19 protein-coding genes are annotated in these 22471 nt (G+C 70.9%); 9 read left to right on the top strand and 10 right to left on the bottom strand.

Translation table 11 applies throughout. The features are described from left to right. Window positions 1-3: 3 nt before the first annotated feature. From G3I65_RS19195 to G3I65_RS19185, 3 genes are all read right to left on the bottom strand, one after another. The gene (locus tag G3I65_RS19195; protein WP_160697356.1) at window positions 4-2076 is read right to left on the bottom strand and encodes a VanW family protein; all 2073 of its coding nucleotides are present in this window, start codon (window positions 2074-2076) and stop codon (window positions 4-6) included. Window positions 2077-2467: 391 nt separating this feature from the next. Continuing rightward, a complete protein-coding gene (locus G3I65_RS19190) occupies window positions 2468-2800 on the bottom strand; it encodes a co-chaperone GroES (RefSeq protein WP_125309067.1) in 333 nt (110 codons plus the stop codon). 1 nt (window position 2801) lies between these two features. Next, the gene (locus tag G3I65_RS19185) at window positions 2802-4619 is read right to left on the bottom strand and encodes an NHL domain-containing thioredoxin family protein (protein ID WP_160697355.1); all 1818 of its coding nucleotides are present in this window, start codon (window positions 4617-4619) and stop codon (window positions 2802-2804) included. A gap of 163 nt (window positions 4620-4782) precedes the next feature. Between G3I65_RS19185 and G3I65_RS19180 the strand changes: the two genes are divergently transcribed. Beyond that, complete coding sequence (locus tag G3I65_RS19180; protein WP_125309069.1) at window positions 4783-5358, top strand: hypothetical protein; 576 nt, start codon at window positions 4783-4785, stop codon at window positions 5356-5358. Here the strand turns inward: G3I65_RS19180 and G3I65_RS19175 are convergent. From G3I65_RS19175 to G3I65_RS19155, 5 genes are all read right to left on the bottom strand, one after another. After that, complete coding sequence (locus G3I65_RS19175) at window positions 5348-5818, bottom strand: SRPBCC family protein (protein WP_239071297.1); 471 nt, start codon at window positions 5816-5818, stop codon at window positions 5348-5350. The two genes, G3I65_RS19180 and G3I65_RS19175, sit on opposite strands and share 11 nt — an antisense overlap. Window positions 5819-6022: 204 nt before the next feature. After that, window positions 6023-8338 carry an oxidoreductase gene (locus G3I65_RS19170; protein ID WP_160697320.1) on the bottom strand — a complete coding sequence of 772 codons (2316 nt, stop codon included), beginning with the start codon at window positions 8336-8338 and terminating at the stop codon, window positions 6023-6025. Window positions 8339-8393: 55 nt separating this feature from the next. Next, window positions 8394-9167 (bottom strand): amino acid ABC transporter ATP-binding protein, encoded by a 774-nt coding sequence (locus G3I65_RS19165; protein ID WP_160697319.1) that lies wholly within the window; start codon window positions 9165-9167, stop codon window positions 8394-8396. Next, window positions 9167-10120 carry an amino acid ABC transporter permease gene (locus tag G3I65_RS19160; RefSeq protein WP_160697318.1) on the bottom strand — a complete coding sequence of 318 codons (954 nt, stop codon included), beginning with the start codon at window positions 10118-10120 and terminating at the stop codon, window positions 9167-9169. The genes G3I65_RS19165 and G3I65_RS19160 overlap by 1 nt, the downstream gene beginning before the upstream one ends. Window positions 10121-10136: 16 nt before the next feature. Continuing rightward, on the bottom strand, window positions 10137-11042 hold the full coding sequence (locus tag G3I65_RS19155; protein ID WP_160697353.1) for an ABC transporter substrate-binding protein: 906 nt from the start codon (window positions 11040-11042) through the stop codon (window positions 10137-10139). Window positions 11043-11223: 181 nt separating this feature from the next. On the opposite strand from G3I65_RS19155, the gene G3I65_RS19150 reads away from it, so the two are divergent. From G3I65_RS19150 to G3I65_RS19140, 3 genes are read left to right on the top strand one after another with little or no spacing between them, the layout of a single operon-like run. Next, window positions 11224-12882 (top strand): circularly permuted type 2 ATP-grasp protein, encoded by a 1659-nt coding sequence (locus tag G3I65_RS19150; RefSeq protein WP_125309077.1) that lies wholly within the window; start codon window positions 11224-11226, stop codon window positions 12880-12882. Window positions 12883-12893: 11 nt separating this feature from the next. Further along, on the top strand, window positions 12894-13841 hold the full coding sequence (locus G3I65_RS19145; RefSeq protein ID WP_160697317.1) for an alpha-E domain-containing protein: 948 nt from the start codon (window positions 12894-12896) through the stop codon (window positions 13839-13841). Then, window positions 13838-14680: a transglutaminase family protein gene (locus G3I65_RS19140; protein WP_125309081.1), complete on the top strand. Its 843-nt coding sequence runs from the start codon at window positions 13838-13840 to the stop codon at window positions 14678-14680. The genes G3I65_RS19145 and G3I65_RS19140 overlap by 4 nt, the downstream gene beginning before the upstream one ends. Here the strand turns inward: G3I65_RS19140 and G3I65_RS19135 are convergent. Then, window positions 14677-15714: a hypothetical protein gene (locus G3I65_RS19135; RefSeq protein WP_160697316.1), complete on the bottom strand. Its 1038-nt coding sequence runs from the start codon at window positions 15712-15714 to the stop codon at window positions 14677-14679. The two genes, G3I65_RS19140 and G3I65_RS19135, sit on opposite strands and share 4 nt — an antisense overlap. A gap of 85 nt (window positions 15715-15799) precedes the next feature. Between G3I65_RS19135 and G3I65_RS19130 the strand changes: the two genes are divergently transcribed. Next, window positions 15800-16360 carry a TetR/AcrR family transcriptional regulator gene (locus G3I65_RS19130; protein ID WP_160697315.1) on the top strand — a complete coding sequence of 187 codons (561 nt, stop codon included), beginning with the start codon at window positions 15800-15802 and terminating at the stop codon, window positions 16358-16360. Between the two features lie 68 nt (window positions 16361-16428). Here the strand turns inward: G3I65_RS19130 and G3I65_RS19125 are convergent, their stop codons facing one another. Beyond that, the gene (locus tag G3I65_RS19125; RefSeq protein WP_160697314.1) at window positions 16429-17850 is read right to left on the bottom strand and encodes a M20/M25/M40 family metallo-hydrolase; all 1422 of its coding nucleotides are present in this window, start codon (window positions 17848-17850) and stop codon (window positions 16429-16431) included. A 368-nt stretch (window positions 17851-18218) separates the two neighbouring features. Between G3I65_RS19125 and pdhA the strand changes: the two genes are divergently transcribed. The 4 genes from pdhA (at window position 18219) to G3I65_RS19105 (ending at window position 22469) form a co-directional block, all read left to right on the top strand. After that, the gene (pdhA, locus tag G3I65_RS19120; protein WP_160697313.1) at window positions 18219-19424 is read left to right on the top strand and encodes a pyruvate dehydrogenase (acetyl-transferring) E1 component subunit alpha; all 1206 of its coding nucleotides are present in this window, start codon (window positions 18219-18221) and stop codon (window positions 19422-19424) included. Then, window positions 19424-20416, top strand: coding sequence for an alpha-ketoacid dehydrogenase subunit beta (locus G3I65_RS19115; RefSeq protein WP_160697312.1), 993 nt, complete (start codon window positions 19424-19426; stop codon window positions 20414-20416). The genes pdhA and G3I65_RS19115 overlap by 1 nt, the downstream gene beginning before the upstream one ends. Before the next feature lie 16 nt (window positions 20417-20432). Continuing rightward, entirely contained in the window at window positions 20433-21764 is a 1332-nt protein-coding gene (locus G3I65_RS19110) for a dihydrolipoamide acetyltransferase family protein (RefSeq protein WP_160697311.1), read from the top strand. 123 nt (window positions 21765-21887) lie between these two features. Further along, the gene (locus tag G3I65_RS19105) at window positions 21888-22469 is read left to right on the top strand and encodes a TetR/AcrR family transcriptional regulator (RefSeq protein WP_160697310.1); all 582 of its coding nucleotides are present in this window, start codon (window positions 21888-21890) and stop codon (window positions 22467-22469) included. Window positions 22470-22471: the final 2 nt, after the last annotated feature.

The raw sequence follows: 22471 nt of genomic DNA, 5'->3' as shown, positions 1-22471 counted from the left end.
AACTCAACAGAGAACGGTCGGGCGCGGACCGTAGGTCGCCGTGTGCGACGTCCGGCGGACTTCGGCTCCGCTGGCGGCGTCGTAGAGCACGCGCGTGTCGGTGACGCTGAAGCCGGGTGAGCCGATCGACGGTACGCAAGGCTCGGTGCCCCCGAATTGCACCGGAGGGGGAGCACCCGGGGTTTGCGCGCCGGTCTGGCCTTCGACGCGGTAGTGCCGGGTGCCCCAGATCCGGACGGTCACCGAGTCGCCGGAAACGACGGCCTGGATGGCGATCCCGGTGGGCGCGTCGTTGGTCAGCTTGAGCTCGACGGGGCTGCCGTCGGCGTTGACGGCCTTGGCGTCGCGGCCGGCGGGGTAGCGGTCGAGGTACTGGTCGTGCTCGAGGTGACCGCCGTCGGTCAGGCCGGCGAGGTAGCCCGCGTTGTACAAAGTGGACGCCAGCTGCGAGACGCCACCACCGACGACGGTGGCGCCGGTGCCGTCCTCGCCGACGGGCGCGGGCACGTAGCCGTTGTCCGCGGTGCGCGGGCCGGAGCGGCCGCCGAGGCTGAACGTCTCGCCGGGCTTGACGATGGCGCCGGACACGCGATCGGCGAGCGTCCGGTTGTTCGTCGCGGCCGGCCCGGCAAGGCCACCGGTGGTGAACTCGCCGATGACCTCCTTGATGCCGAGCGCACTGGCGGCGTCGGTGGTCACGCCGGGCTTCGACGCGCTGTAGACGACGGGGAGATCGCGCCCGTCGGTCTTCTTCAGCACGTCGATGAGCGGCAGGAAGGTCTTCTCCCAGTTGACCTTCCGGGCGTCCTCGGAGGGCTCGACGGCCGGTTGGTCGCCGGTGAAGACGATCCGCGCGTCCTTGCCGTCGGTCTCGGTGCTCGCGAGGGGCTCCTTGAGAGCGCCCTGCAGCTTGCCCTGGTCGATGCGCACCTCGACGGCCCCGCCCTCGACGGCGGCGAACTGAAACGACGCGGCGATGGCGTCGGGCTTGAGCGGCACGTCCTTGCCTTGCCCGTGCACGACAACGGGCTTCGCGACGGCGGGCACGACGATCTGCTGGTAGGCCGCCTGCACCCCGGCCGCGGTCGCCTTGACCGGCGTGATCGCCATGGCCAGCCGGACCCCACCGGGGTCGAGCCAGTGCTCGGTGACGGCGTGCACGGCACCGGCCAGGTCGAGGAGCTGCTGCCCCTGCCGCGGCAGGACGGGGTACGGGTCGACACCGCCGTCGCTGCCCGGAACCGGCCGGAACCCGACCGCCCCTTCGGTGGCCGGGTGGTCGAGCCTGCCCTGGGCGAGCTGCCGCACGGCCTCGGTGATCTGCCGTTCATCGGTGCGCGTGGCGACCCCGACCTCGCGACTGCTGAAGAACGACATGATCCGCGTGATCGGACTGAGCGGCTGGTGCCCGGCGAGCCCGAGGGTGTTCGGCCAGTCGAGCCCGAGCCCCGACCGCGACGGCACGAGCTCGGCTTGCACATCGCCCCCGTGCACGACAACGGGCCGGATCAGCCGAGGCTCGAGTTCCCGACGCAGCTTGGCTTCGGCATCAGCATGGCTGAGCCCCCCGACTTCGATCCCGGCGACGGTCACCCCGCGCGGAACGTCCCCGGCGCTGACAATCAGGTCGATCGCGTAGAGGATGACGAACAACCCGAGCGCGAGCCCGATGGCCATCATGGTCCGCGCAACCCCCTTGCGCAGCTTCCGCGCGGGCGTCTCGGGCGGGGGCGGGAGGACGGGGGTTTCGAGCAGTTCGCCGAGGAGGTCATCCGCGAAGAGATCGGCGGTGCCCCCGGCAGGCTCAGCCACCTCCGGCACCGTCGCGGCCGCGACCGGCTCGGACTCCTGCGCGACCTCGGTGGCCAGCTCGGCGGGCTCAGCCTCAGCCGAAGGCTCGGCCAGCCCGGCTCCCTGCACAGCCTCGGCAACCGGCACTAGCTCGGTGGCCTCAGCTGGCTCGGACGCCTGCGCGGTTTCCGCGACCGGCGCCACGTCGGTAACCGGCTCAGCGCACTCGACCTCAGCCCCAGGCTCGGCCAGCCCGAGCCCCTGCGCAGCCGCGGCAACCGGCATCAACTTGGCGGCCTCGGCCGGCTCGGACGCCTGCGCGGTTTCCGCGACCGGCGCCACGTCGGTGACCGGCTCAGCGCGCGCGGTCTCAGCCGCAGGCTCGACCAACTCAGGTCCCTGCGCAGACTCGGCAACCGGCGCCACCTCCGTGGGCGGCTCGCCGGCCTCGGCCGACTCGGGCCCCTGCGCGGCGTTCGCGACCGGCGCCAGGTCGGCGGCAGGCTCGGCGGGCGGCTCGAATTCGGTCCCCACTGCAGGCTCGGCAGGCTCGGCAGGCTCGGCAGGCTCGGCAGGCGGCGTCGCACCCTCGGGGTCGAGCGTTTCCGCGCGCTCGGTCACCTCTTCGTCTGCCACGCCCTCGCCCTCCGCGGGACCCGACTCGCCTGCAGTCCGCCTACAGGTAGAGCCCCGTGCCGTGCTCGGTTCGCTCGGTGGCGACCGCGTGGATGTCGCGTTCGCGCATCACCAGGTGCCCCTCGCCCTGGATTTCGACCTCGAGCTGGTCTTCCGGGTTGAAGAGCACGCGGTCGCCGGTCTTGACGTTGCGCACGCTGTTGCCCACGCCCAGTACGTCGCCCCAGGCGAGCCGGCGGGCGACCTGCGCCGTGGCGGGGATCACGATGCCGCCGCTGCTGCGGCGCTCGCCTTCCTCGGGCGACAGCCGTACGAGGACGCGGTCGTGCAGCATCTGGATCTCGAGTTTCGCCCCGTCAGACACGGCCTGCATGTTACCCGTCGGTGCGCGGAGCACCGGCCATGACCAGGCTGAGCTCGCTCGCCCCGCCCTTCTCCAGCCGGATCGGGACGCCCCAGTCCTGCCTCGTGATCCGGCACGCCGGGTGCTCGCCGCCGTCGTCGCAGCTCGCGGCCTGGGCCACGACCTGCAGGACGCCCTCGGTGACGCCGTCGGCCAGGCGGATCTTGCGGGTCAGGTCCGTGCCGGTGCCGACGCCGTCGGCCAGCAGCTCCGGCGGGGACGCGCTGATCTCCAGGCGCGTCGACGGGCCGAAGCGGTCGTCCAGCTTCTCGCCGGGCGGTGCCGTGAACACCACCGAAAAGTCGATCTCGCCCGGCGCGAGCACCGTCGGCGGGCGGCGCACGGCGTGCGCGTCGCCCGCCACGACCGTCGGCTCGCTCGCCGGCAGCGGGCCGACGCGGTTGCCCGCGGACTCGACGACCAGCAGGTCGCCCTCGTGCGCCACCAGGCCCTGCGGCTCGGCGAGGCCGGTCGCGATCGTGGTCACCTCGCGGGTGAAGACGTCGAAGGAGCGGACCGCGCCGTTGTACGTGTCGGCGATCGCGACCTTGTCGCCGGCCAGCACAGCGAGGCCCAGGGGGTGCTGCAGCAGCGCCTTGTCGGCCGGGCCGTCGGTGTGGCCGAAGGAGAAGAGGTCGGTGCCGATCGCCGTGTGGACGGTGAAGGACTCGCCGTCGGGCTCGATCCAACGCAGCGCCGACGTCTCCGCGTCGACCAGCCACAGCTTGTCGCCGTCCACGGCCAGGCCGGACGTCTGCGCGAAGAACGCTTCGCCGACGTCGCCGTCTCGCAGCCCCTCGACGGTCGTGCCGGCGAAGCGGCGGATCGTGCCCGACACCGGGTCGAACACGCCCAGCGTGTGGTTGCCCGCCATCGCTACGACGACCCCGCCCGCCGGGCCCCACCAGGCGACGTCCCAGGGACTCGTCAGGTCGACCTCGACGCCCTTGCCCGAGTCCGGCCCGCTGCGCCACTGGTTGCCGGTGCCGGCGACGGTCGTCACGTCGCCGGTGATGAGGTCGAGGCCGCGCAGCCGGTGGCCGGCGGTGTCCGCGACGACGGCGTGGTAGCCGACGCGCTCGGCGACGTCGTACGGCAGCAGCGCGATGCCCGACGGCTCGGCGAAGGTCGCGACGTCGAACGGGCCGTCCTGGCCGCCGCGCTCCCCGCTGCCGAAGCGGCGGATGACGGTCTCGCCGTCGGAGGCGAACTCGACGATCGCGTGGTGCCCGGTGTCCGCGACGAGGACCCGCCCCTCGGCGGTGGCGACGGCCTTGCTCGGGAACCGCAGCTCGCTGACCTGCTCCTCGACCGGGACGTACGGGCTGCCGCCGCGGCGGAGTGTCCCCTTCGCTTCGTGCTTCGCTACGAGGTCGGCGATCACGCGTCGCAGCGCCTCTTCGTGGCCTTCACCCGCGGCGACGTGCACGACGTAGCCCTCGGGGTCGACGACCGCGAGCGTCGGCCACGCGCGGACCGCGTACTGCGACCACAGCTCCATCTTCGGGTCGTTGACCACCGGGTGGTGCACGTCGTAGCGCCGGACCGCCGCTTCGATCGACGCGCGCTCGCCCTCGTGCAGGAACTTCGGCGAGTGGACGCCGATGGTGACCAGCACGTCCGCGAACTCGGCCTCGAGCGGGCGCAGCTCGTCGAGCACGTGGAGGCAGTTGATGCAGCCGCTGGTCCAGAAGTCCAGCAGCACGATGCGCCCGCGCAGCTCGGCGAGGGTCAGCGGGCGGCCGCCGGTGTTCAGCCAGACGTCGCCGCGCAGCTCGGGGGCACGCACGCGGCTCTGCGGTCGTGGGGAAGTCACGGCATGAGTGAACTACACGCGCTCACGCTCTGTTCCGCGGTCCAGCCGATGAGAGAACAAACTCACCCCTCCGAGGTCACCCAGGTCGGTCGAAAAAGGACGCGCGAGCCGGTGAACCGCCGCTTAGGCTCGCCTCATGACCCCCGTCCAGCCGGCCGGCGCCCTCACCCCCGAGGAGGCACGGCACCTGCAGGAGAACCTCCGGGAACCGGTGCGCCCGGGGCTGAGCGAAGCCGAACTCGACGACGTCGAGCGCCGGTTCGGCTTCCGCTTCGCCGCGGACCACCGCACGTTCCTGTCCGCCGGCGTGCCCATCGGCGACCGCTGGCCCGACTGGCGCTGCGGCAACCCCGAGCAGCTGCGCAAACGTTTGGCATGGCCGGTCGACGGCGTGCTGTACGACGTCGAGCACAACGGCTTCTGGCTCCCGGACTGGGGCACCCGCCCGGTCGGCCCGGAAGACGCGGTCCGCGAGGCCCGGCGGCGCCTGGCCGACGTGCCGCAGCTGGTGCCGGTGTGCGGGCACCGCTACCTGCCCGGCCTGGCGGGCACGGTGGGTTACCCGGTGCTGTCGGTGTACCAGACGGACATCATCGTCTACGGCAGCGACCTGCGCGATTACCTGCACCGCGAGTTCGCCACGGGCGGCATCAGCACGGCGCCCCCGGACGGCCCCCGCTACATCCCGTTCTGGTCCCGCTTCATCGACTAGCCTCGGCGGCCCGCTTCAGCCGAGCCAGGGTGGCGGCGATGTTGGCCGCGTTCGCCTCGTCCCGGTTCCACACCCCGGTGACGGTCGACGTCGGCACCTTGAACCACGCCGGCCGCCGCTCCCACATGCTTTCGACGACGACGCAGCCGCCGTCGGTAGCTTCGAAGTCGTACTGCCACCGCGAGACGGGCAACCCGGCGACCGAGGTCACCTCGAACCCGAACCGCCGCCCGGGATCGGCGTCCGTGATGGTCGAGAGCGTGCTCCAGCGCCGGAAACCCCGCCGGTTGCGCCCGCGGAACTTCGCGCCGACGGCCGGCCCGTCGGAGCCGTCGACCCACCGGTGCCCGGCGTACTCCTCGGCGACGTCCGCCAGCTTCCCGGGGTCACTGACCAGCTCGTACACGGTTTCGGGCGCCGCGCCGATCTCGATCCGGCCGGTGGCGTTGGGTGCGTTCAAGGGGACCTCCACACTGAGGGACATACCGAGGGTATGTCAGCGACCGCCGTTAGGAAAACGGCCCTGTGGATGCCGAACGGGTGATGTGGACAGCCTCGGCCGAAGCGCCCGGATCGGCCGGGATCGTCGGCGGCCCCCGATAAGCTGGACTGGGGACGCCCCCCGGAGAGGGCGGGGGCTGGTCCGGGGTCGGGGCGGGATCCCTCAGTTGTCCCGTCGCAGCATGCGGCTCACGCCTGCCGCCACCGTGGTGGCCAGGATCCAGCCGGATGCCGTGAAGCCCGCCGCTACCCAATTGTCCGTTCCGTGCATGTACCAGCGGCTCTTGTTGCCGAAGTCCACGATCGGGACCAGCAGGTCCGCCGTGTAGATCACCGGGTTCCACTGCAGGCCGGTGTCCTGCTGGTTCACCACGCAGCGGTCGCCGTTGGCGATGATCTGGTGGGCCGGGTCCGAAGTCGCCCAATGAATGCAGTCGTCCGTGCCCAGGCCGAACCACAGGCTGCCCAGCACCAGCAGCGTCAGCAGCCAGCCGAGGGCGCGGACCGGGCGGTAGCCGTAGCCGACCATCGAGCGCTGCAGCCAGCTCCACAGCCGGACACCCGGGCCGAAGAACTTGAAGCCGCGGGCCAGGGCCTCGTACCTGAACTGCTGCTTGCGCAGCGCGACCGTCGACGCGTGCTCTTCGTTACCCGCCGCGCGGAGCATGTGGGCCAGCTGGTCGTACGGGCCCGGCCGGTAGCCGCGCATGGCCTTGCGCAGCAGCTCGATGCGGTGGTCGAGGGCCTTGTCGTCGTCGAGGGGGATGCCGCGGCCGAGCGCGTCGTAGCGGAAGTCCTCCAGCTCGATGCCGCTGGACGCGGCCCAGAACTCGTCGTTGTCGGTCAGCGTTCCGCAGTGCGCGCGGCGCAGCACGATCCGGCCTTCCGGCGGGAAGTTGGGCGTCAGCGTGAACTCGTCCGCCGCGACGTCGCCCGCGTCGAGGGCCACGCGGAACGGCGGCAGCGACCGCAGCTCCGAGCCCCGCAGGTCCACGCGCCGCGCGACCTGGGCGCCGTCCAGGTTGACGCCGCCCTCGGCGGTGAACGGGCGGCCGTTGTTGTCGCGCAGCGTCAGGTCGCGGCCGACCCGGCCGGTCCGGACGTCGAGGGAGTAACTGCTGGTCGCACGCACCCCCGGGTCGGTCAACCTGGTGCCCGCCAGGTTGATCGAGCCGCCGACTTCGACGCCCTGCAGGCGCAGGGTGCCGTGGATGGTGGCGTCCGTCAGCTGGAAGTTGCCCGCGATCTTGGACCGGCGAGCCGAGAACACGTCGCGGCCGGGGTGGCGGAACATCGAGTTCCACGCCAGGAAGTTGCCGCCGACCGTGACGTCCGCCAGCCGCAGCTGTCCCGCGGGCACGCGCAGGCTGGTCGCCTCGATGTCGCCGCCGATCTCGGTGCCGTCCAGGTGCAGCGCGCGGTCGTAGTACGGCTGCGACTTGCCGCGCTCGACCCGCACCTCGGCGCCGGCCAGCCGGAGCGAGCCGCCGATGCGGGCGTTGACCATGCGCAACGTCCCCAGCGCCTGCAGGCCGTCGGACAGCTCGACGTTGCCGTCGACGCGGAGGCGGTCGGCGACCAGCGCGGGGCGCGGGTCCAGGTAGGGGTCGTTCGACTTCCACGCGTCGACGGCGATCGGCCCGTGCTGGGACACCGTCAGCTTCGCTTCGCGCATCACGATGTCGCTGTCGACCGTGGCGCTCGGCAGGTACACGATCCCCGTCGCGGAGAAGCGTTTGCGCTGGCTGGCGGGCCCGTAGTTGTCGACTTCGCACAGCAGGCTGCCGCCGATGTGCAGGCCGTTGCCGTTGAGCGCGAAGCCGTCCGGGTTGTTCAGCGTGGCGCCGGAAAAGTTGACGTTACCGCCGGTCCGCAGGCCGGGGAGCCGGACTTCGCCGTTCGCGACCATCCGGTAGGCCAGCAGCGCGCCGGTCAGCACGAGCCGGTCGGCGTGGATCGCCTTCCCGTGCGGGTGCGAGATGACGGTGCGGGTGAGCACCATCGACCCCTCGATCACCGCGTCGGTGAAGTTGACGGCGGCGTTCGGCATGCCGCGTTCGCGGTCGTCGCCGCGCTGGACGGTCGTCTCTTCGATCTCGCGGTCCGCGCCGTCGACCTGCACGACGCTGCGGATCAGCCGGACGTCGTTGCGGCTGCGCATGTTGCGGGCCTTGAGCCCGGGCAGCCAGCACTTGCGGAACACCAGCCCCAGCAGGTTCGCTTCGCGCACGTCCGGCGGGTGCTCGAACCGGCAGCGCTCGAACCGGAAGAGGTACTTGAGGTCCGCGGCGCGCAGGTCGAGCGTGCCGGTGATGTAGGCGTCTTCGACGTAGACGATCGGCGCGTTCGTGGCCTGACGGCGCCAGCGCAGCAGGCCGCCGTTGCCGGGTTTCAGCAGATCGGCGGCTTTGACTTCATAGCGGCGATCCGGAATTCCGGCGAACGGGTCGAGAGGGGGAAGCGCGCTTTCGGTCGTCAAAACACCCGTCCCCCTCTGTCACCCGCTTTCAAAATAGCGAATCCGGACGGTTTCGTCAGGCGTTCGGGTTGAGCACCCGGGCGAGGAACGACTTTGTCCGCTCCTCGCGCGGGCTCCCGATGACCTGGTCGGGCGGGCCCTCTTCGACGACGACGCCGCCGTCCATGAACAGCACCTTGTCCGCCACCTCGCGCGCGAACTGCATCTCGTGTGTGACGACGACCATGGTCATGCCGTCCTTGGCGAGCTGCTTCATCACGCCGAGGACGTCGCCGACGAGCTCCGGGTCCAGCGCGGACGTCGGCTCGTCGAACAGCATCAGCTTCGGCTGCATCGCCAGCGCCCGCGCGATGGCGACGCGCTGCTGCTGCCCGCCGGACAGCTGCGACGGGTAGTTCTTCGCCTTGTCGCCGAGGCCGACGCGGTCCAGCAGCTCCAGCGCGCGCTCGCGCACCTTGGCCTTCGGCTCGCGCCGGACCTGGATCGGCGCCTCCATGACGTTTTCGAGCGCCGTCATGTGCGGGAAGAGGTTGAAGCGCTGGAACACCATGCCGATGTCCTTGCGCTGGAACGCGACTTCCTTCTCCCGCAGTTCGTGCAGCTTGTCGCCGCGCTGCTTGTAGCCGACGAGCACGCCGTCGACGTAGAGCCGGCCGGCGTCGATCTTCTCGAGGTGGTTGATGCAGCGCAGGAGTGTCGACTTGCCCGAGCCGGACGGCCCGATCAGGCAGAGCACCTCGCGTTCGTGCACCTCGAGGTCGATGCCCTTGAGGACGTCGACGCTGCCGAAGCTCTTGCAGATCTTCTGCGCGGAAACGACCGGAGCCATCAGGCCTTCCCCCCTCCGCCGGTGGCACCGGAGCCGAACCGGAAGCCCAGCATCCGCCCCGCCCACTTGGTTTTGTTCGCCTCGGCGCGCGAAGTGCCGCGGGAGAACCGCTTCTCGATCTGGACCTGGATGATCGTCAGGATCGACGTCATGAACAGGTACCAGGTCGCGGCCGTGATCAGCAGCGGGACCGTCTTGTAGTTCTGCGAGTAGATGGTCTGCACCGCGACCATCAGCTCGAAGTAGCCGATGACCACGACCAGCGACGTCGTCTTCAGCATGGAGATCGTCTCGTTGCCGGTCGGCGGGATGATCACCCGCATCGCCTGCGGCAGGATGATCCGCCGCAGCGTCTTCGTCCGGCTCATGCCGAGCGCGCTCGCCGCCTCCAGCTGGCCGGAGTCGACCGACTGGATGCCACCGCGCACGATCTCCGCCATGTACGCGGCTTCGTTGAGGCCGAGGCCGAGCAGCGACGCGGTGAACTGCGTGATCAGCTGGTTGGTGTCCCAGCTGACGAACTCCGGCCCGAACGGCACGCCCAGGCCGAGGCGCGGGTAGGCCAGCGCCAGGAAGTTCCAGATCACCAGCTGCGTGATCAGCGGGGTCCCGCGGAACAGCCAGATGTAGATGGCCGCCGCGCCCGAGGTCAGCGGGTTCGGCGACAGCCGCATGACGGCGAGCAGGATGCCGCCGACGATCCCGATGACCATCGAGATCACCGTCAGGATCAGCGTGTTCTGCAGGCCGCGCAGCACCCGGTCGTCGAAGAGGTAGTCCCCGACGACCGGCCACTGCAGGGCGTCGTTCGTGATCACGCTGCGGATCACGATGAACGCGACGAAGACGATGATCACCCCGGCCACCCAGCGCCCGTAGTGGCGCACCGGGACGGCCTTGATGGGCTCGGCGTCGATCGGCGCCTCGGGCGGAGGCGCTTCGGAGGAACTCACGAACTCAGTCCTTAACTCAGGAAGCCGGGTTGATCTCCGACTTGGTGACCGCGCCCGTCGCGTTCAGACCCCACTTGTCCAGGATCTTCTTGTACGCGCCGCTGTCGATCAGCTTCTGGATCGCGCCCTGGACGGCCTTGCCGTAGTCGCCGCTGCCCTTCGGGAGCACGATGCCGTACGGCGCCGTGTCGTACGGCGCGCCGACCGACTCGAGCTGGCCGTTCGTCTGCTTGATCGCGTAGTCGATGACCGGGGAGTCGGCCAGCTCGCCCTGGACGCGCTTGGCGGTGAGGGCCAGGTTGACGTCGGTCTGGGCCTGCAGCTGGGTGATCTCGATGGCCGGCTTGCCGGCGCCGGTGCAGGCGGCGTTCTTCTTGTCGAGGTCCTCGACCTGGGTGGTGCCCTTCTGGACGGCGATCTTCTTGCCGCAGAGGTCCTCGACCTTCAGGCCGTCGGGGTTGCCCTTCAGCACGGCCAGCGAGGTGCCCGCGCTGTAGTAGGAGATCATGTCGACCGACTGCAGCCGCTCGGCGGTGATGCTGAACGACGAGATGCCCATTTCGTACTTCTTCGCGCCGAGGCCGGGGATGATGCCGTCGAACGAGGAGTTCTGGAACTCCATCTGCACGCCGAGCACCTGGCCGATGGCGGTGCCGAGGTCGACGTCGAAGCCGGTGGCCTTGCCGCCGTCCTGGAACTCGTTCGGCGGGTAGCTCTGGTCCTGTCCGACCAGGATCTTGCCGTCGGTCTTGACGTCGGCCGGGACCAGGGCGGCGAGCGCGTCGTCCTTGGCGACCGTGCCCACGTCACCCGAACCGGTGCCGGGCGCGGCGGCGGAGCTGCTCGTACCGACGTTGCCGGCCCCGCTCCCGCCGGCTCCGCAGGCCACGGTCAGGCCGACCAGGGCGAACGCAGGCAGCATCGCGAGCGCCTTGAGTTGGGTTCCTCGGGCCACGTCGTCACTCCTCGTAGTTCTCAGTTCGTGAGAGCACGCATATTGCCACTCATCCATACCAAAGCACAGCACTGTCGAGTTACGGCGACGTTTCGCACCGCGCCCACCGCTGTGCGAGTGTCGCGCACGCACGGGCACGTGCGTCAGGATGTCGCTCATGAACGCCACCCCGCCCCGGCTGCCCCCGTCCGGTCGACGCGCGAGGAAGGCGGCGAGCAGCCGGATCACCCGGCCCGGGGCCCGGTTCGACGGCTATCTCAGTCCGGAGCGGCCGCACGCCGGCGCCTACGACGAGATGTTCGCCGGTGACGGCACGGTCCGCGGTCCGTACCGCGCGCTGTACGAGTCGATCGCGGCGCTCGACGCGCACGACCTGAACTCGCGGTCGGCCGCGCTGGACCGGGCGATGGTCGACCAGGGCATCACCTTCTCGCTGTCCGGGCAGGAGCGGCCGTTCCCGCTGGACCTGGTGCCGCGGGTGATCCAGGCCGCCGAGTGGACGAAGCTCGAGCGCGGCGTGGCCCAGCGCGTCCGCGCGCTCGAGGCGTTCCTCGCCGACGTCTACGGCGACCGGCAGATCCTGCGGGACGGCGTGCTGCCGCGGCGGCTGATCACGTCGTGCGAGCACTTCCGCCGGGAGGCGTACGGCATCACCCCGCCGAACGGCGTGCGCATCCACGTGTCCGGAGTGGACCTGGTGCGCGACGAAGAGGGCACGTTCCGGGTGCTGGAGGACAACCTCCGCAATCCGTCCGGGGTGTCGTACGTGATGGAGAACCGGCGCACGATGGCCCGGGTCTTCCCGGACCTGTTCGCCCAGCACCGGGTGCGCCCGGTCGGTGACTACGCGTCGCACCTGCTGCGGGCGCTGCGCGCGGCGGCCGCGGCGAACGTGGCCGACCCGATGGTCGTCGTGCTGACCCCCGGTGTGCACAACTCGGCGTACTTCGAGCACTCGCTGCTGGCCCGGCTGATGGGCGTCGAGCTGGTCGAAGGCCGGGACATGTTCTGCCGCGACAACGTCGTCTACCTGCGGACCACCGAGGGCGAGCGCCAGGTCGACGTCATCTACCGGCGGATCGACGACGAGTTCCTCGATCCGGTGCACTACCGGCCGGACTCCGTGCTCGGCGTCGCCGGGATCCAGAACGCGGCGCGCGCGGGCAACGTCGTGGTCGCGAACGCCATCGGCAACGGCGTCGGCGACGACAAGCTCGTCTACACCTACGTGCCGGAGATGGTGAAGTACTACCTGAACGAGAAGCCGTTGCTGCCCAACGTCGACACCTTCCGGTGCTGGCTGCCGGACGAGTTCGACCACGTCATGGCGCACCTCGACGAGCTGGTGATCAAGCCCGTCGAGGGCTCCGGCGGCTACGGGATCGTGTTCGGGCCGGAGGCGACGAAGAAGGAGCTGGACACCCTGCGGCGCAAGGTCCGCGCGCACCGGCGCGGCTGGATCGCGCAGCCGGTGGTCCAGCTTTCGACCGTGCCGGCCAAGGTGGACGACCGGCTCGCGCCGCGGCACGTCGACCTGCGGCCGTTCGCCGTCAACGACGGCAAGGAGATCTTCGTGCTGCCCGGCGGGCTGACCCGGGTGGCGCTGCCGGAGGGCAGCCTGGTCGTCAACTCCTCGCAGGGCGGCGGCTCGAAGGACACGTGGGTGCTGGCGTCCCGCGCGTCGACGGCCGAGCGCGAGCTGGAGCGGCCCGCGCTCGGCGCGATGTCCACTGTGGACGGCTTGGTCGCCGAGCAGGGGCCGGAGCTGTCGACGTCCCAGCAGCAACAGCAACAGCAGCAGAGCTAGGGAGGTTCGAAGTGCTGGCACGCAACGCGGAGTCGCTGTACTGGATCGGCCGGTACGTCGAACGCGCCGACGACACCTCCCGCATCCTCAACGTCTCGGTCCACCAGCTGCTGGAGGACGCGACGGTCGACCCGGACCACGCGAGCCGCCAGCTCCTGGCCGTCCTGGGCATCGACACCCCCGACGGGGACGCGCTCGACGTCTGGAAGCTGACCGAGCTGGTGGCGTACGCGAAGGACAACCCCGCGTCGATCGTCGGCTCGATCAACTCGGCGCGGGAGAACACGCGCGGCGCGCGCGAAGTCGTCTCGACCGAGCTGTGGGAATGCCTGAACGCGACGTGGAACGCGGTCCCGGACCGGCAGCGCTACGCCCGGCGCGCCGGGCCGCACGCGTTCCTGTCCTTCGTGGAGGAGCGCGCGGCGATGTTCGCCGGCCTCGCCGACTCGACGATGTCGCGCGACGACGGCTGGCTGTTCATGGTGCTCGGCCGCTCGATCGAACGCGCCGACATGGTCGTGCGGCTGCTGTTGTCCCGCGTCGCGGACCGCGCGTCTTCGCCGGGCTGGATCACGGTGCTGCGTTCGGCCGGCGCGCAGGACACGTACCTGCGGACCTACCGGGGCGCGCTGGACGCCGGCCGCGTCGTGCAGTTCCTGTTGCGGGACACGCTGTTCCCGCGCTCGGTGTTCCACGCGCTGCGCCAGGCCGAGGACTGCCTCCAGCGGCTCGACCCGGGCGGCGGCTCACGCAGCAACGAGAAGTCCGAGGCGCTGCGCCAGCTCGGCCGCGCCCGCAGCGAGCTGGAGTTCCTGCGGCCGTCGGACCTGCTGACCGACCTGCCGCGGCGGCTCGGCTCGTTGCAGACGACGATCAAGGAGATCGGCGAAGCGGTGTCGTTGCAGTACTTCAGCACGTCGCCGTGGGTGGCGTGGAGCGGTGCGGAGGTTTCGCTGTGACGTGGCAGCTGCGCGTGGCGCACCGGACCGGCTACCGGTACGCGACCCCGGCGACGCAGTCCTACAACGAGGCCCGGCTGACCCCGCGCTCGGACCGCCGCCAGACGACGGTCGCGACCCGCATCGAGACCACGCCGGCGACGCGCGCGTACCGGTACACGGACTACTGGGGCACGGTCGTGACGTCGTTCGACCTCCACGCGCCGCACACCGAGTTCACGGTCCTCGCGACTTCAGTGGTCGAGACGGCGGACGAGGCCGAGCCGATCCGGACGGCTTCCTGGAAGGACCTGCGGTCCGACACGGTCGTCGACCACCGCACCGAGTACCTGACCCCGACCGACTACACCCCGCGTGACGTCTCATTGGCGCGCGAGGCTCGTTCCCTGCGGACGGGGCTGGATCCGGCGGACGCGGTGCTGGCGGTGTGCGAGTGGGTGAACAAGCAGCTCAAGTACCAACCGGGCACGACGGGCGTCCACTCGACGGCGACCGATGCCTGGCAGGCGCGCGAAGGCGTCTGCCAGGACTTCGCGCACGTGACGCTGGTGATGCTGCGGGCGATCGGCATCCCGGCGCGGTACGTGTCGGGCTACCTGCACACGAAGCCGGACGCGAAGCTCGGCGAGGTGGTGGAGGGCGAGTCGCACGCGTGGGTCGACGTCTGGACGGGTGGCTGGTGGGCCTACGACCCGACGAACGCCATCCCGGTCGGGCCGCGGCACGTCTGGGTGGCGATGGGGCGGGACTACGCGGACGTGGCGCCGTTGAAGGGGATCTTCACCGGGGGTGGGCAGTCCACTTTGGACGTCTCGGTCCACCTGACCCGGCTGGCCTAAAGCAGGAAGGTCCCGCCCGCCGCTTCGGCCACCTCCGCGCCCAGCGCCGACGCCGGGGTGTGGGCGCCCGGCTTTCCTTCGCCGCGGGCCAGCCGGGCGGCGACCTCGGCCACCACCGACGTCGTGAAGTCCATGCCCTCGCCCGCGCGGAGCCAGCCTTCGCGTGTCGTGCCGTCGGGCCAGGTGACGAGCGCGTGGCCCCACGAGTGCGCGCGGGGTCGCGGGGCGGCCTTCGCCTGGACGCCGGCGAGCCGCCGGACCGTGAACCGGCGCAGGGCCGGGATCGACAGCACCCGGCCGAGCAGGGGCAATACCGCCCGGACCACCGGTGACGCGGGCGCGAGACCGGACGTGATGGTCACCGATGGCGCGCCGCTCGCCCGGTGCGCGGCCACCAGCTCGCCCGAGGGCACGCTCGCCGACTTCGCCGTTTCGCCGTCCGGGAACGTGAGGGTCTGCGCGTTTCCGCCGAGCCGCGAAGGGACCAAGCGACCGCCCCGGTACTCGCGGCCGCCGGTGGTCAGGGCGTCGACGATGCTGGCGGCCAGCGCGACGCCCATCGCCCCCGCTTCGATGGCGACCGACGCCACCGCGTCGATCCGGACCGCGCTCGGCGTCGGATGCCCTTCACACAGCTTCGCGACGACGGCCTCCGTGGCCAGAACACCGAAGCCGGCGCCGGTCACGAACGTGCTGCCGCCGGCGAGCGCCTCTTCGTGCAGGCCGAGCAGGCGCGGGACGGCGACCAGGTCCGCAGCCAGGTCGACGTAGTGGCCGCCGGGCAGGCAGGCCCGCGCGATCGTCCCGGCCGTCGCGGCGTACTCGCCGATCGTGTTGACCACGACCGCCGGCCGGTGCCGGCGGATCTCGGCCGCGATGGCTTCGACGCCGTCGGCGACGACGAACTTCGCGCCGGTCGCCGCCAGGCGTTCGCGGTTGCGGCCGACCAGCACGACCGGCAGGCCGCGGGCCGCCAGCTCGGCCGTGATCCCGCGGCCGGTCCGGCCCAGAGCCCCGAGCACCCAGATCTCCATGACGTCCTCCAGTGATGTCTCAGTGTGTCATCACCGACGCTAGCACGTGACGACACACTGAGACATCACCAGTTAGACTGCGCCCGTGGCCAGATGGGATCCCGGGACCGCGGACCGGCTGCGGAAAGCCGCGCTGGAGCTGTACACCGAGCACGGGTACGACGCCGTGACCGTGACGCAGATCGCTGAGCGCGCGGGGATCACCCGCCGCTCGTACTTCCGCTACTTCCCCGACAAGCGCGAAGTCCTCTTCGCCGGCGCGGAGCAGCTTCCGCCCGCCATCGCCGAAGCCGTCCTCGCCGCCGAGGACGCCGGGTCCCCGCTGCGCACGGCTCTCGCGGCGCTCGCCGACGTCGGCACGCAGGTCACGCGGCTCGTCGACCCCTCACCCGAGCGCCGGGCCGTCATCGCGGCCACCGCGGAACTCCAGGAGCGCGAACGGACCAAGGCGGCCGCGATCACCGCCGCGCTCCGCGACGCCCTCGAACGCCGGGGCACCCCGCCCGACCAGGCGAAAGCGGCGGCGCAGGTAGCGGCGATCGTCTTCGGCGACGCGTTCGACCGGTGGATCGACGCCGGCGGCGCCGAGGACTTCCAGGCCTACCTCGACGCGGCCGCCGCGACCCTGCGCGAGGCCTGCCGCTAGGGCGGCACTTTCACGTGAAAGTGACCCGGAGGGGGCCTCCGGGTCACTTTCGTGGGGAAAGTGGCGCCTCAGCCGCGGGCGTGCGCGTCCAGGATGTGCGCGACGGCCTCGGTGACCTGCTGCGCGTAGTCCAGGTGCAGCCACTCGTCCGGGACGTGGATGTTCGAGTCCGACCCGCACGCGCCGGTGACCAGGAACTGCGCGTCCGGGTACTTCCGCGAGAGCAGGCCCATGAACGGGATCGACCCGCCCATGCCGGTCGCGCGGTGCGGGCGGCCGAAGACCTCGTCGCTGACCGTGCGCAGGGCCGCCGTCAGCCACGGCGCCTCGCTCGGGGCGTTCCAGCCGTCCTCGGACTGCGGGTTGTCGCCGAAGGTGACCTTCGCGCCGTACGGGACGTCGGTGGTCAGGGCCTTCTTCACGGCTTCGAGCGCCTTCGCGGCGTCGGCCGTCGGCGGCAGCCGGAAGCTCAGGGTGAGCGTGGTGCTCTCGCGCAGGACGTTCCCCGCGTCGGCCGGCTTCGGGAAGCCGTCGGCGCCGATCACCGACAGCGTCGGGCGCCACGCGTTGTTCAGCATCAGCTCCAGCGCGTCTTCGGTGATCACGCGCCCGCCTTCGACCAGCGGGAACGCCTTCGCCAGCGCGTCGGGGAAGTCCTTCGAGACGGCTTCGAGCTCGGCCAGCCGGTCCGCCGGGACGTCGACCTTGAGCTCGTCGAGCAGCAGCTCGCCGGTCTCGCTGTCCTCGAGCCGCTCGATCAGGCGCCGCAGCACCCGGAACGAGCTGGCGACCACGCCCGACGCGACGCCGGAGTGCTGCGCCGAGGCCAGCAGCTGGACGTTGACGTCGAGGTGCAGCATCCCGCGCAGGCTCGTGACCAGCCACAACCGCTCGTAGTCGCTGCCGCCGGCGTCCAGGCAGACGACCAGCGAGACGTCGCCGATCCGGTCCGCCAGGTGCTCGACGTAGGCGGGCAGGTCCGGGCTGCCGGACTCCTCGCCGGTCTCCAGCAGCACGACCGTGCGGGCGTGCTCGCCGCCGGCCGCGTGCACGGCTTCGAGGGCCGTCGTCGCCGCGTAGCCGGAGTAGCCGTCGTCGACGGACCCGCGGCCGTACAGCCGCCCGTCGCGCAGCACCGGCGTCCACGGGCCGAGGCCCTCGGACCAGCCGCCGACCGGGGGCTGCTTGTCGAGGTGGCCGTACATCAGGACGGTGCCCTTGTCCGCCGCGCCCGGGGTCGCCGGGACGTCGACGAGCAGCAAGGGCGTGCGGTCTTCGAGCTGCACGACCTCGAGGGTGGCGCCGGGCAGGCCGCGCCCGGCGATCCACGCGCGGACGTGCTCGACGGCGGCGGCGAGGTGGCCGCTCTTCGCCCAGTCGGCGTCGAAGGCCGGGGACAGCGCGGGGATCGCCACGAGCCCGGACAAACTGGGCACGACGTCGCCGGTCCAGGCGGACACGACGGATTCACGAACGGATTTCTGCTCCACGCCGCCATCGTGCCACGGGGGTCCCGGCGTGCGGCACGTCACAAGGTCGTCCACGGTCGTGAGTGTTCGGTCGGGTTCTAACCCGACTGAACACTCACGACCCTGGTGAGCGCCCGGACCGACGCCCGACCCTCGCAGGTCCGATGCTCGGGCTTCCTAACGTTTGCCCTGTTCAGCGCCTATTTCTCAGCAACAAATAAGTATCCGTGACTCACCAAAGGGCGGACCATCGTGCCAGGATGTCCGCGTGAACCGTCAACGCCGACGGCGACCGAGCGCTTCGGACCCGATGCGCTGGTCCCCGCCGGTGCAGTCGCTGTGGTCGCCACAAGCGGCCGCCAGAGGCACCGACACGAGGAGTACTGCGCATGCCGTCCGAACAGTGGACGCACCCGGAACCCGGGGACGGGCCCGCCGCCGTGGCGGCCCAGCCGTCGCCGGAACAGGTGATCGCCGGATTGCGAGCAACCAGCGAAGGTGGCGCTGAGCTGACTCAGCTGCTCACCCCCGAAGGCGAACGGGTGCCCTCGCCCCAGTTCGACAAGTACGTCGACGACATCGACGCCGAAGCACTGCGCGGCCTGTACCGCGACATGGTGCTGGTGCGGCGGGCCGACCGCGAGGCCAACGCCATGCAGCGCCAGGGCCAGCTCGGCATCTGGGTCCCGCTGCTCGGCCAGGAAGCCGCGCAGATCGGCTCCGGCCGCGCCCTGCGGGCGAACGACATGGCCTTCCCGAGCTACCGCGAGCACGGCGTCGCGTTCGCGCGCGGGGTCGACATGAAGGACCTGCTCGGCATCTTCCGGTGCACCGACCACAGTGGCTGGGACTACCAGCGCCACGGCTTCCACCCGTACACGATCGTGATCGGCAACCAGGTGCTCAACGCCGCCGGTTACGCGATGGGCCAGAAGTTCGAGGGCAAGGTCGGCGACGACGACGGCGAAGCGACGATCGTCTACTTCGGAGACGGCGCGACCTCGCAGGGTGACGTCCACGAAGGATTCGTCTGGGCCGCGGTCTACGACGCGCCGCTGGTGTTCTTCTGCCAGAACAACCAGTGGGCGATCTCCGAGCCGACCGAGCGCCAGTCGCGCCTGCCGCTGTACCAGCGCGCCCGCGGCTACGGCTTCCCCGGCATCCGCGTCGACGGCAACGACGTCCTGGCCTGCCTCGCGGTGTCGCGCTGGGCGCTCGACGAGTGCCGCCACGGCAACGGACCCGTCCTGATCGAGGCGTTCACCTACCGGATGGACGCGCACACGACGACCGACGACCCCACCCGCTACCGGCTCTCCGACGAGCTGGAGGAGTGGAAGCTGAAGGACCCGATCGAGCGCGTCCGGGCGTTCCTCGCCCGCGGTGGCGGCGCCGACCAGGCGTTCTTCGACAGCGTCCAGGAAGAGGCCGACGCGTTCGCGGCCGACCTGCGCGAGTACACGTTCAACATGCCGGAACCGCCGCCGGACCGGATCTTCAGCAACGTCTACGCCGAGGGCAACCCGGTGCTGGAGGCGCAGCGCGAAGAGTTCCTGTCCTACCTCGACGGTTTCGCTTCGGCGGGTGAGCACTGATGACCGACCTCCAGAAACTCACCATCGGCAAGGCGCTCAACCTCGGCCTGCGCCGCGCGATGGAAGAAGACCCCAAGGTCCTGATCATGGGCGAGGACGTCGGCAAGCTCGGCGGCGTCTTCCGGATCACCGACGGCCTGCAGAAGGACTTCGGCGAGCAGCGCGTGCTGGACACGCCGCTCGCGGAGTCCGGCATCATCGGCACCGCGGTCGGCCTGGCCGTGCGCGGCTTCCGGCCGGTGTGCGAGATCCAGTTCGAGGGCTTCATCTTCCCCGGCTTCGACCAGATCTCCTCGCAGCTGGCGAAGCTGCACTACCGGACGCAGGGCAAGATCAAGATGCCCGTCGTGATCCGGGTGCCGTTCGGCGGCGGGATCGGCGCGGTCGAGCACCACTCGGAGTCGCCGGAGTCGCTGTTCGCGCACATCCCGGGCCTCAAGGTCGTGTCCATTTCGAACGCCGTCGACGCCTACTGGGGCATCCAGCAGGCGATCAAGTCGGACGACCCGATCCTGTTCTTCGAGCCCAAGCGGCTCTACCACTCGGGCGCGCTGCGCGCGGAGATCGACACCGCGGGCACGCCGGTCCCGGCGTTCACCTCGCAGGTGGTGCGCGAGGGCACGACCGCGACGGTCGTCGCGTACGGCCCTTCGGTGAAGGTCGCCCTCGACGCGGCCGCCGCGGCCGAGGACGAAGGCCACTCGCTCGAGGTCATCGACCTGCGCACGCTCTCGCCGCTGGACCTCGGCCCGGTGTTCGAGTCGGTCCGCAAGACCGGACGGCTGATCGCGCTGTCCGAAGCGCCGTCCGAGTCGTCGCTGACCTCGGAGATCGCCGCGCGCGTCCAGCAGGAGTGCTTCTACTCGCTGGAAGCGCCGGTCCTCCGGGTGACCGGGTTCGACACGCCGTACCCGCCGGCGAAGCTCGAGGAGCACTACCTCCCCGACCTGGACCGGGTGCTGCACGCCGTCGACCGCTCGCTCGCCTGGTAAGGGGGACTTCCGCGCAATGCCTACGTACAAAGAGTTCCCCTTGGCGGACACCGCCGAGGGGCTGACCGAAGCCGACATCCTGAACTGGCACGTGAAGCCGGGCGACACGGTCACCGTCAACCAGATCGTGGTCGAGATCGAGACCGCGAAGGCCGCCGTTGAGCTGCCGATCCCGTGGGCCGGGGTCGTGACGGAGCTGCACGTCGAGCCGGGCCAGACGGTGGAGGTCGGCACGCCGATCCTCACCATCGACGTCGACCCCGGTGGCGCTGCGGCTCCTGCTGCGGCGGCTCCGGCTCCTGCTGCCGCTCCGGTCGAGGAAGAGGAGATGAAGCCGCTGGTCGGCTACGGCTCCAAGGCCGTGGTCACGCAGCGGCGGGCCCGCAAGGGCGCTGCTCCGGCTCCCGCGCCCGCTGCGGTCGCCGTCGCCGCTCCGCCGGCACCTGCTCCGGCTGCTCCGCGCGGTGGGTACGTCCCGCTCGCGAAGCCGCCGGTGCGGAAGCTGGCGAAGGACCTCGGCGTCGACCTGCACGCGCTGACCGGCACCGCGTCCGGCGGCGTGATCACCCGCGATGACGTCCAGCGCGCGGCCAACGGCTCCGCGGCCGCGCCGGTAGCGTCCACTGTGGACACCGGCTACGACCCGGCCACCCGCGAGCGGCGCGTGCCGATCAAGGGCGTCCGCAAGATGACCGCGGCGGCGATGGTGCAGAGCGCGTACACCGCTCCGCACGTCACGGAGTTCCTGACCATCGACGTCACGCCGATGATGGAGTTCCGCGAGAAGCTGAAGAAGTCGCGGGAGTTCTCCGGGGTCAAGGTCACGCCGCTGACGTTCGCCGCGAAGGCCGTGTGCCTGGCGGCGAAGCGCACCCCGGACATCAACGCGGTCTGGGACGAGGCGGCGCAGGAGATCGTCTACAAGGACTACGTGCACCTGGGCATCGCGGCCGCCACGCCGCGCGGCCTGATCGTGCCGAAGGTCCGCGACGCCGACTCGCTGTCCCTCAAGGAGCTGGCTGTTGCGTTGACGCAGCTCACGGACGTGGCCCGCGAGGGCAAGACGTCCCCGGCGGACATGGCGAACGGCACGATCACGATCACCAACGTGGGCGTGTTCGGCGTCGACACGGGCACGCCGATCATCAACCCCGGCGAGTCCGCCATCCTGTGCCTCGGCGCGATCAAGGACCAGCCGTGGGTGGTGGACGGCGAGATCAAGGTCCGCAAAGTGCTCCAGCTGTCGCTGAGCTTCGACCACCGCGTGGTCGACGGCCAGCAGGGCTCGGAGTTCCTGGCCGACGTCGGCGCGCTGCTGGCCGACCCAGCGATGGCGATGACTTACTGAGTTTTCGCAGGTGAGGGCCGTCTTCGGGCGGCCCTCACTTTTACTCATTTGACGGAGTGAGCACTCACTCCGCACACTGGTGCCATGACACCAGCACCCGAAACCCGGCGGAGAGCGCCGGGCATGAGCGTCGAAGACCGGCGCGCCATGATCGTGCACGCGGTGCTGCCGCTCCTCATCGAGCACGGCGCCGGCGTCACGACCAGCCAGATCGCCCGCGCCGCCGGCATCGGCGAGGGCACCATCTTCCGTGCGTTCAAGGACAAGGACGAGCTGTTCGACGCCTGCACCGCCGAGGCGCTCAAGCCGGACCACGTGCTCGACGCGATCGCCGAAATCCCCGTCGACCAGCCCCTCGAAGACCGGCTGATCGAGGCAGCCGACGCGCTCGGCGCGCACCTCGAGCGGATGGGCGCGCTGATGGGCGCCCTGCACGCGTCCGGCCGCGTCAAGCACCGCGACCCCGAACAACGCCTGCGAGGCACCTGGAAGGGCAGCCGCCGGGAGTCGATGGCCGCCATGCGCGGGGCGATGACCGAGTTGTTCGAACCCGAGAAGGACCGGCTTCGGCTGCCGCCCGAGCAGCTGGCCTCGCTGTTCCTGACCCTGCTGTTCACGCCGCGCCGGGCCGTGGCCGACGACGACGCCCCCACCACGCGCCAGGTGGTCGACGTCTTCCTGCACGGCGCCGTGGAGGCCAAGTGATC

Source organism: Amycolatopsis sp. SID8362 (genome assembly GCF_010550475.1).
Lineage (GTDB): Bacteria > Actinomycetota > Actinomycetes > Mycobacteriales > Pseudonocardiaceae > Amycolatopsis > Amycolatopsis eburnea.
Note: the sequence above shows the minus strand (reverse complement) of the source record. Positions and strands in the feature narration are given on the sequence as shown.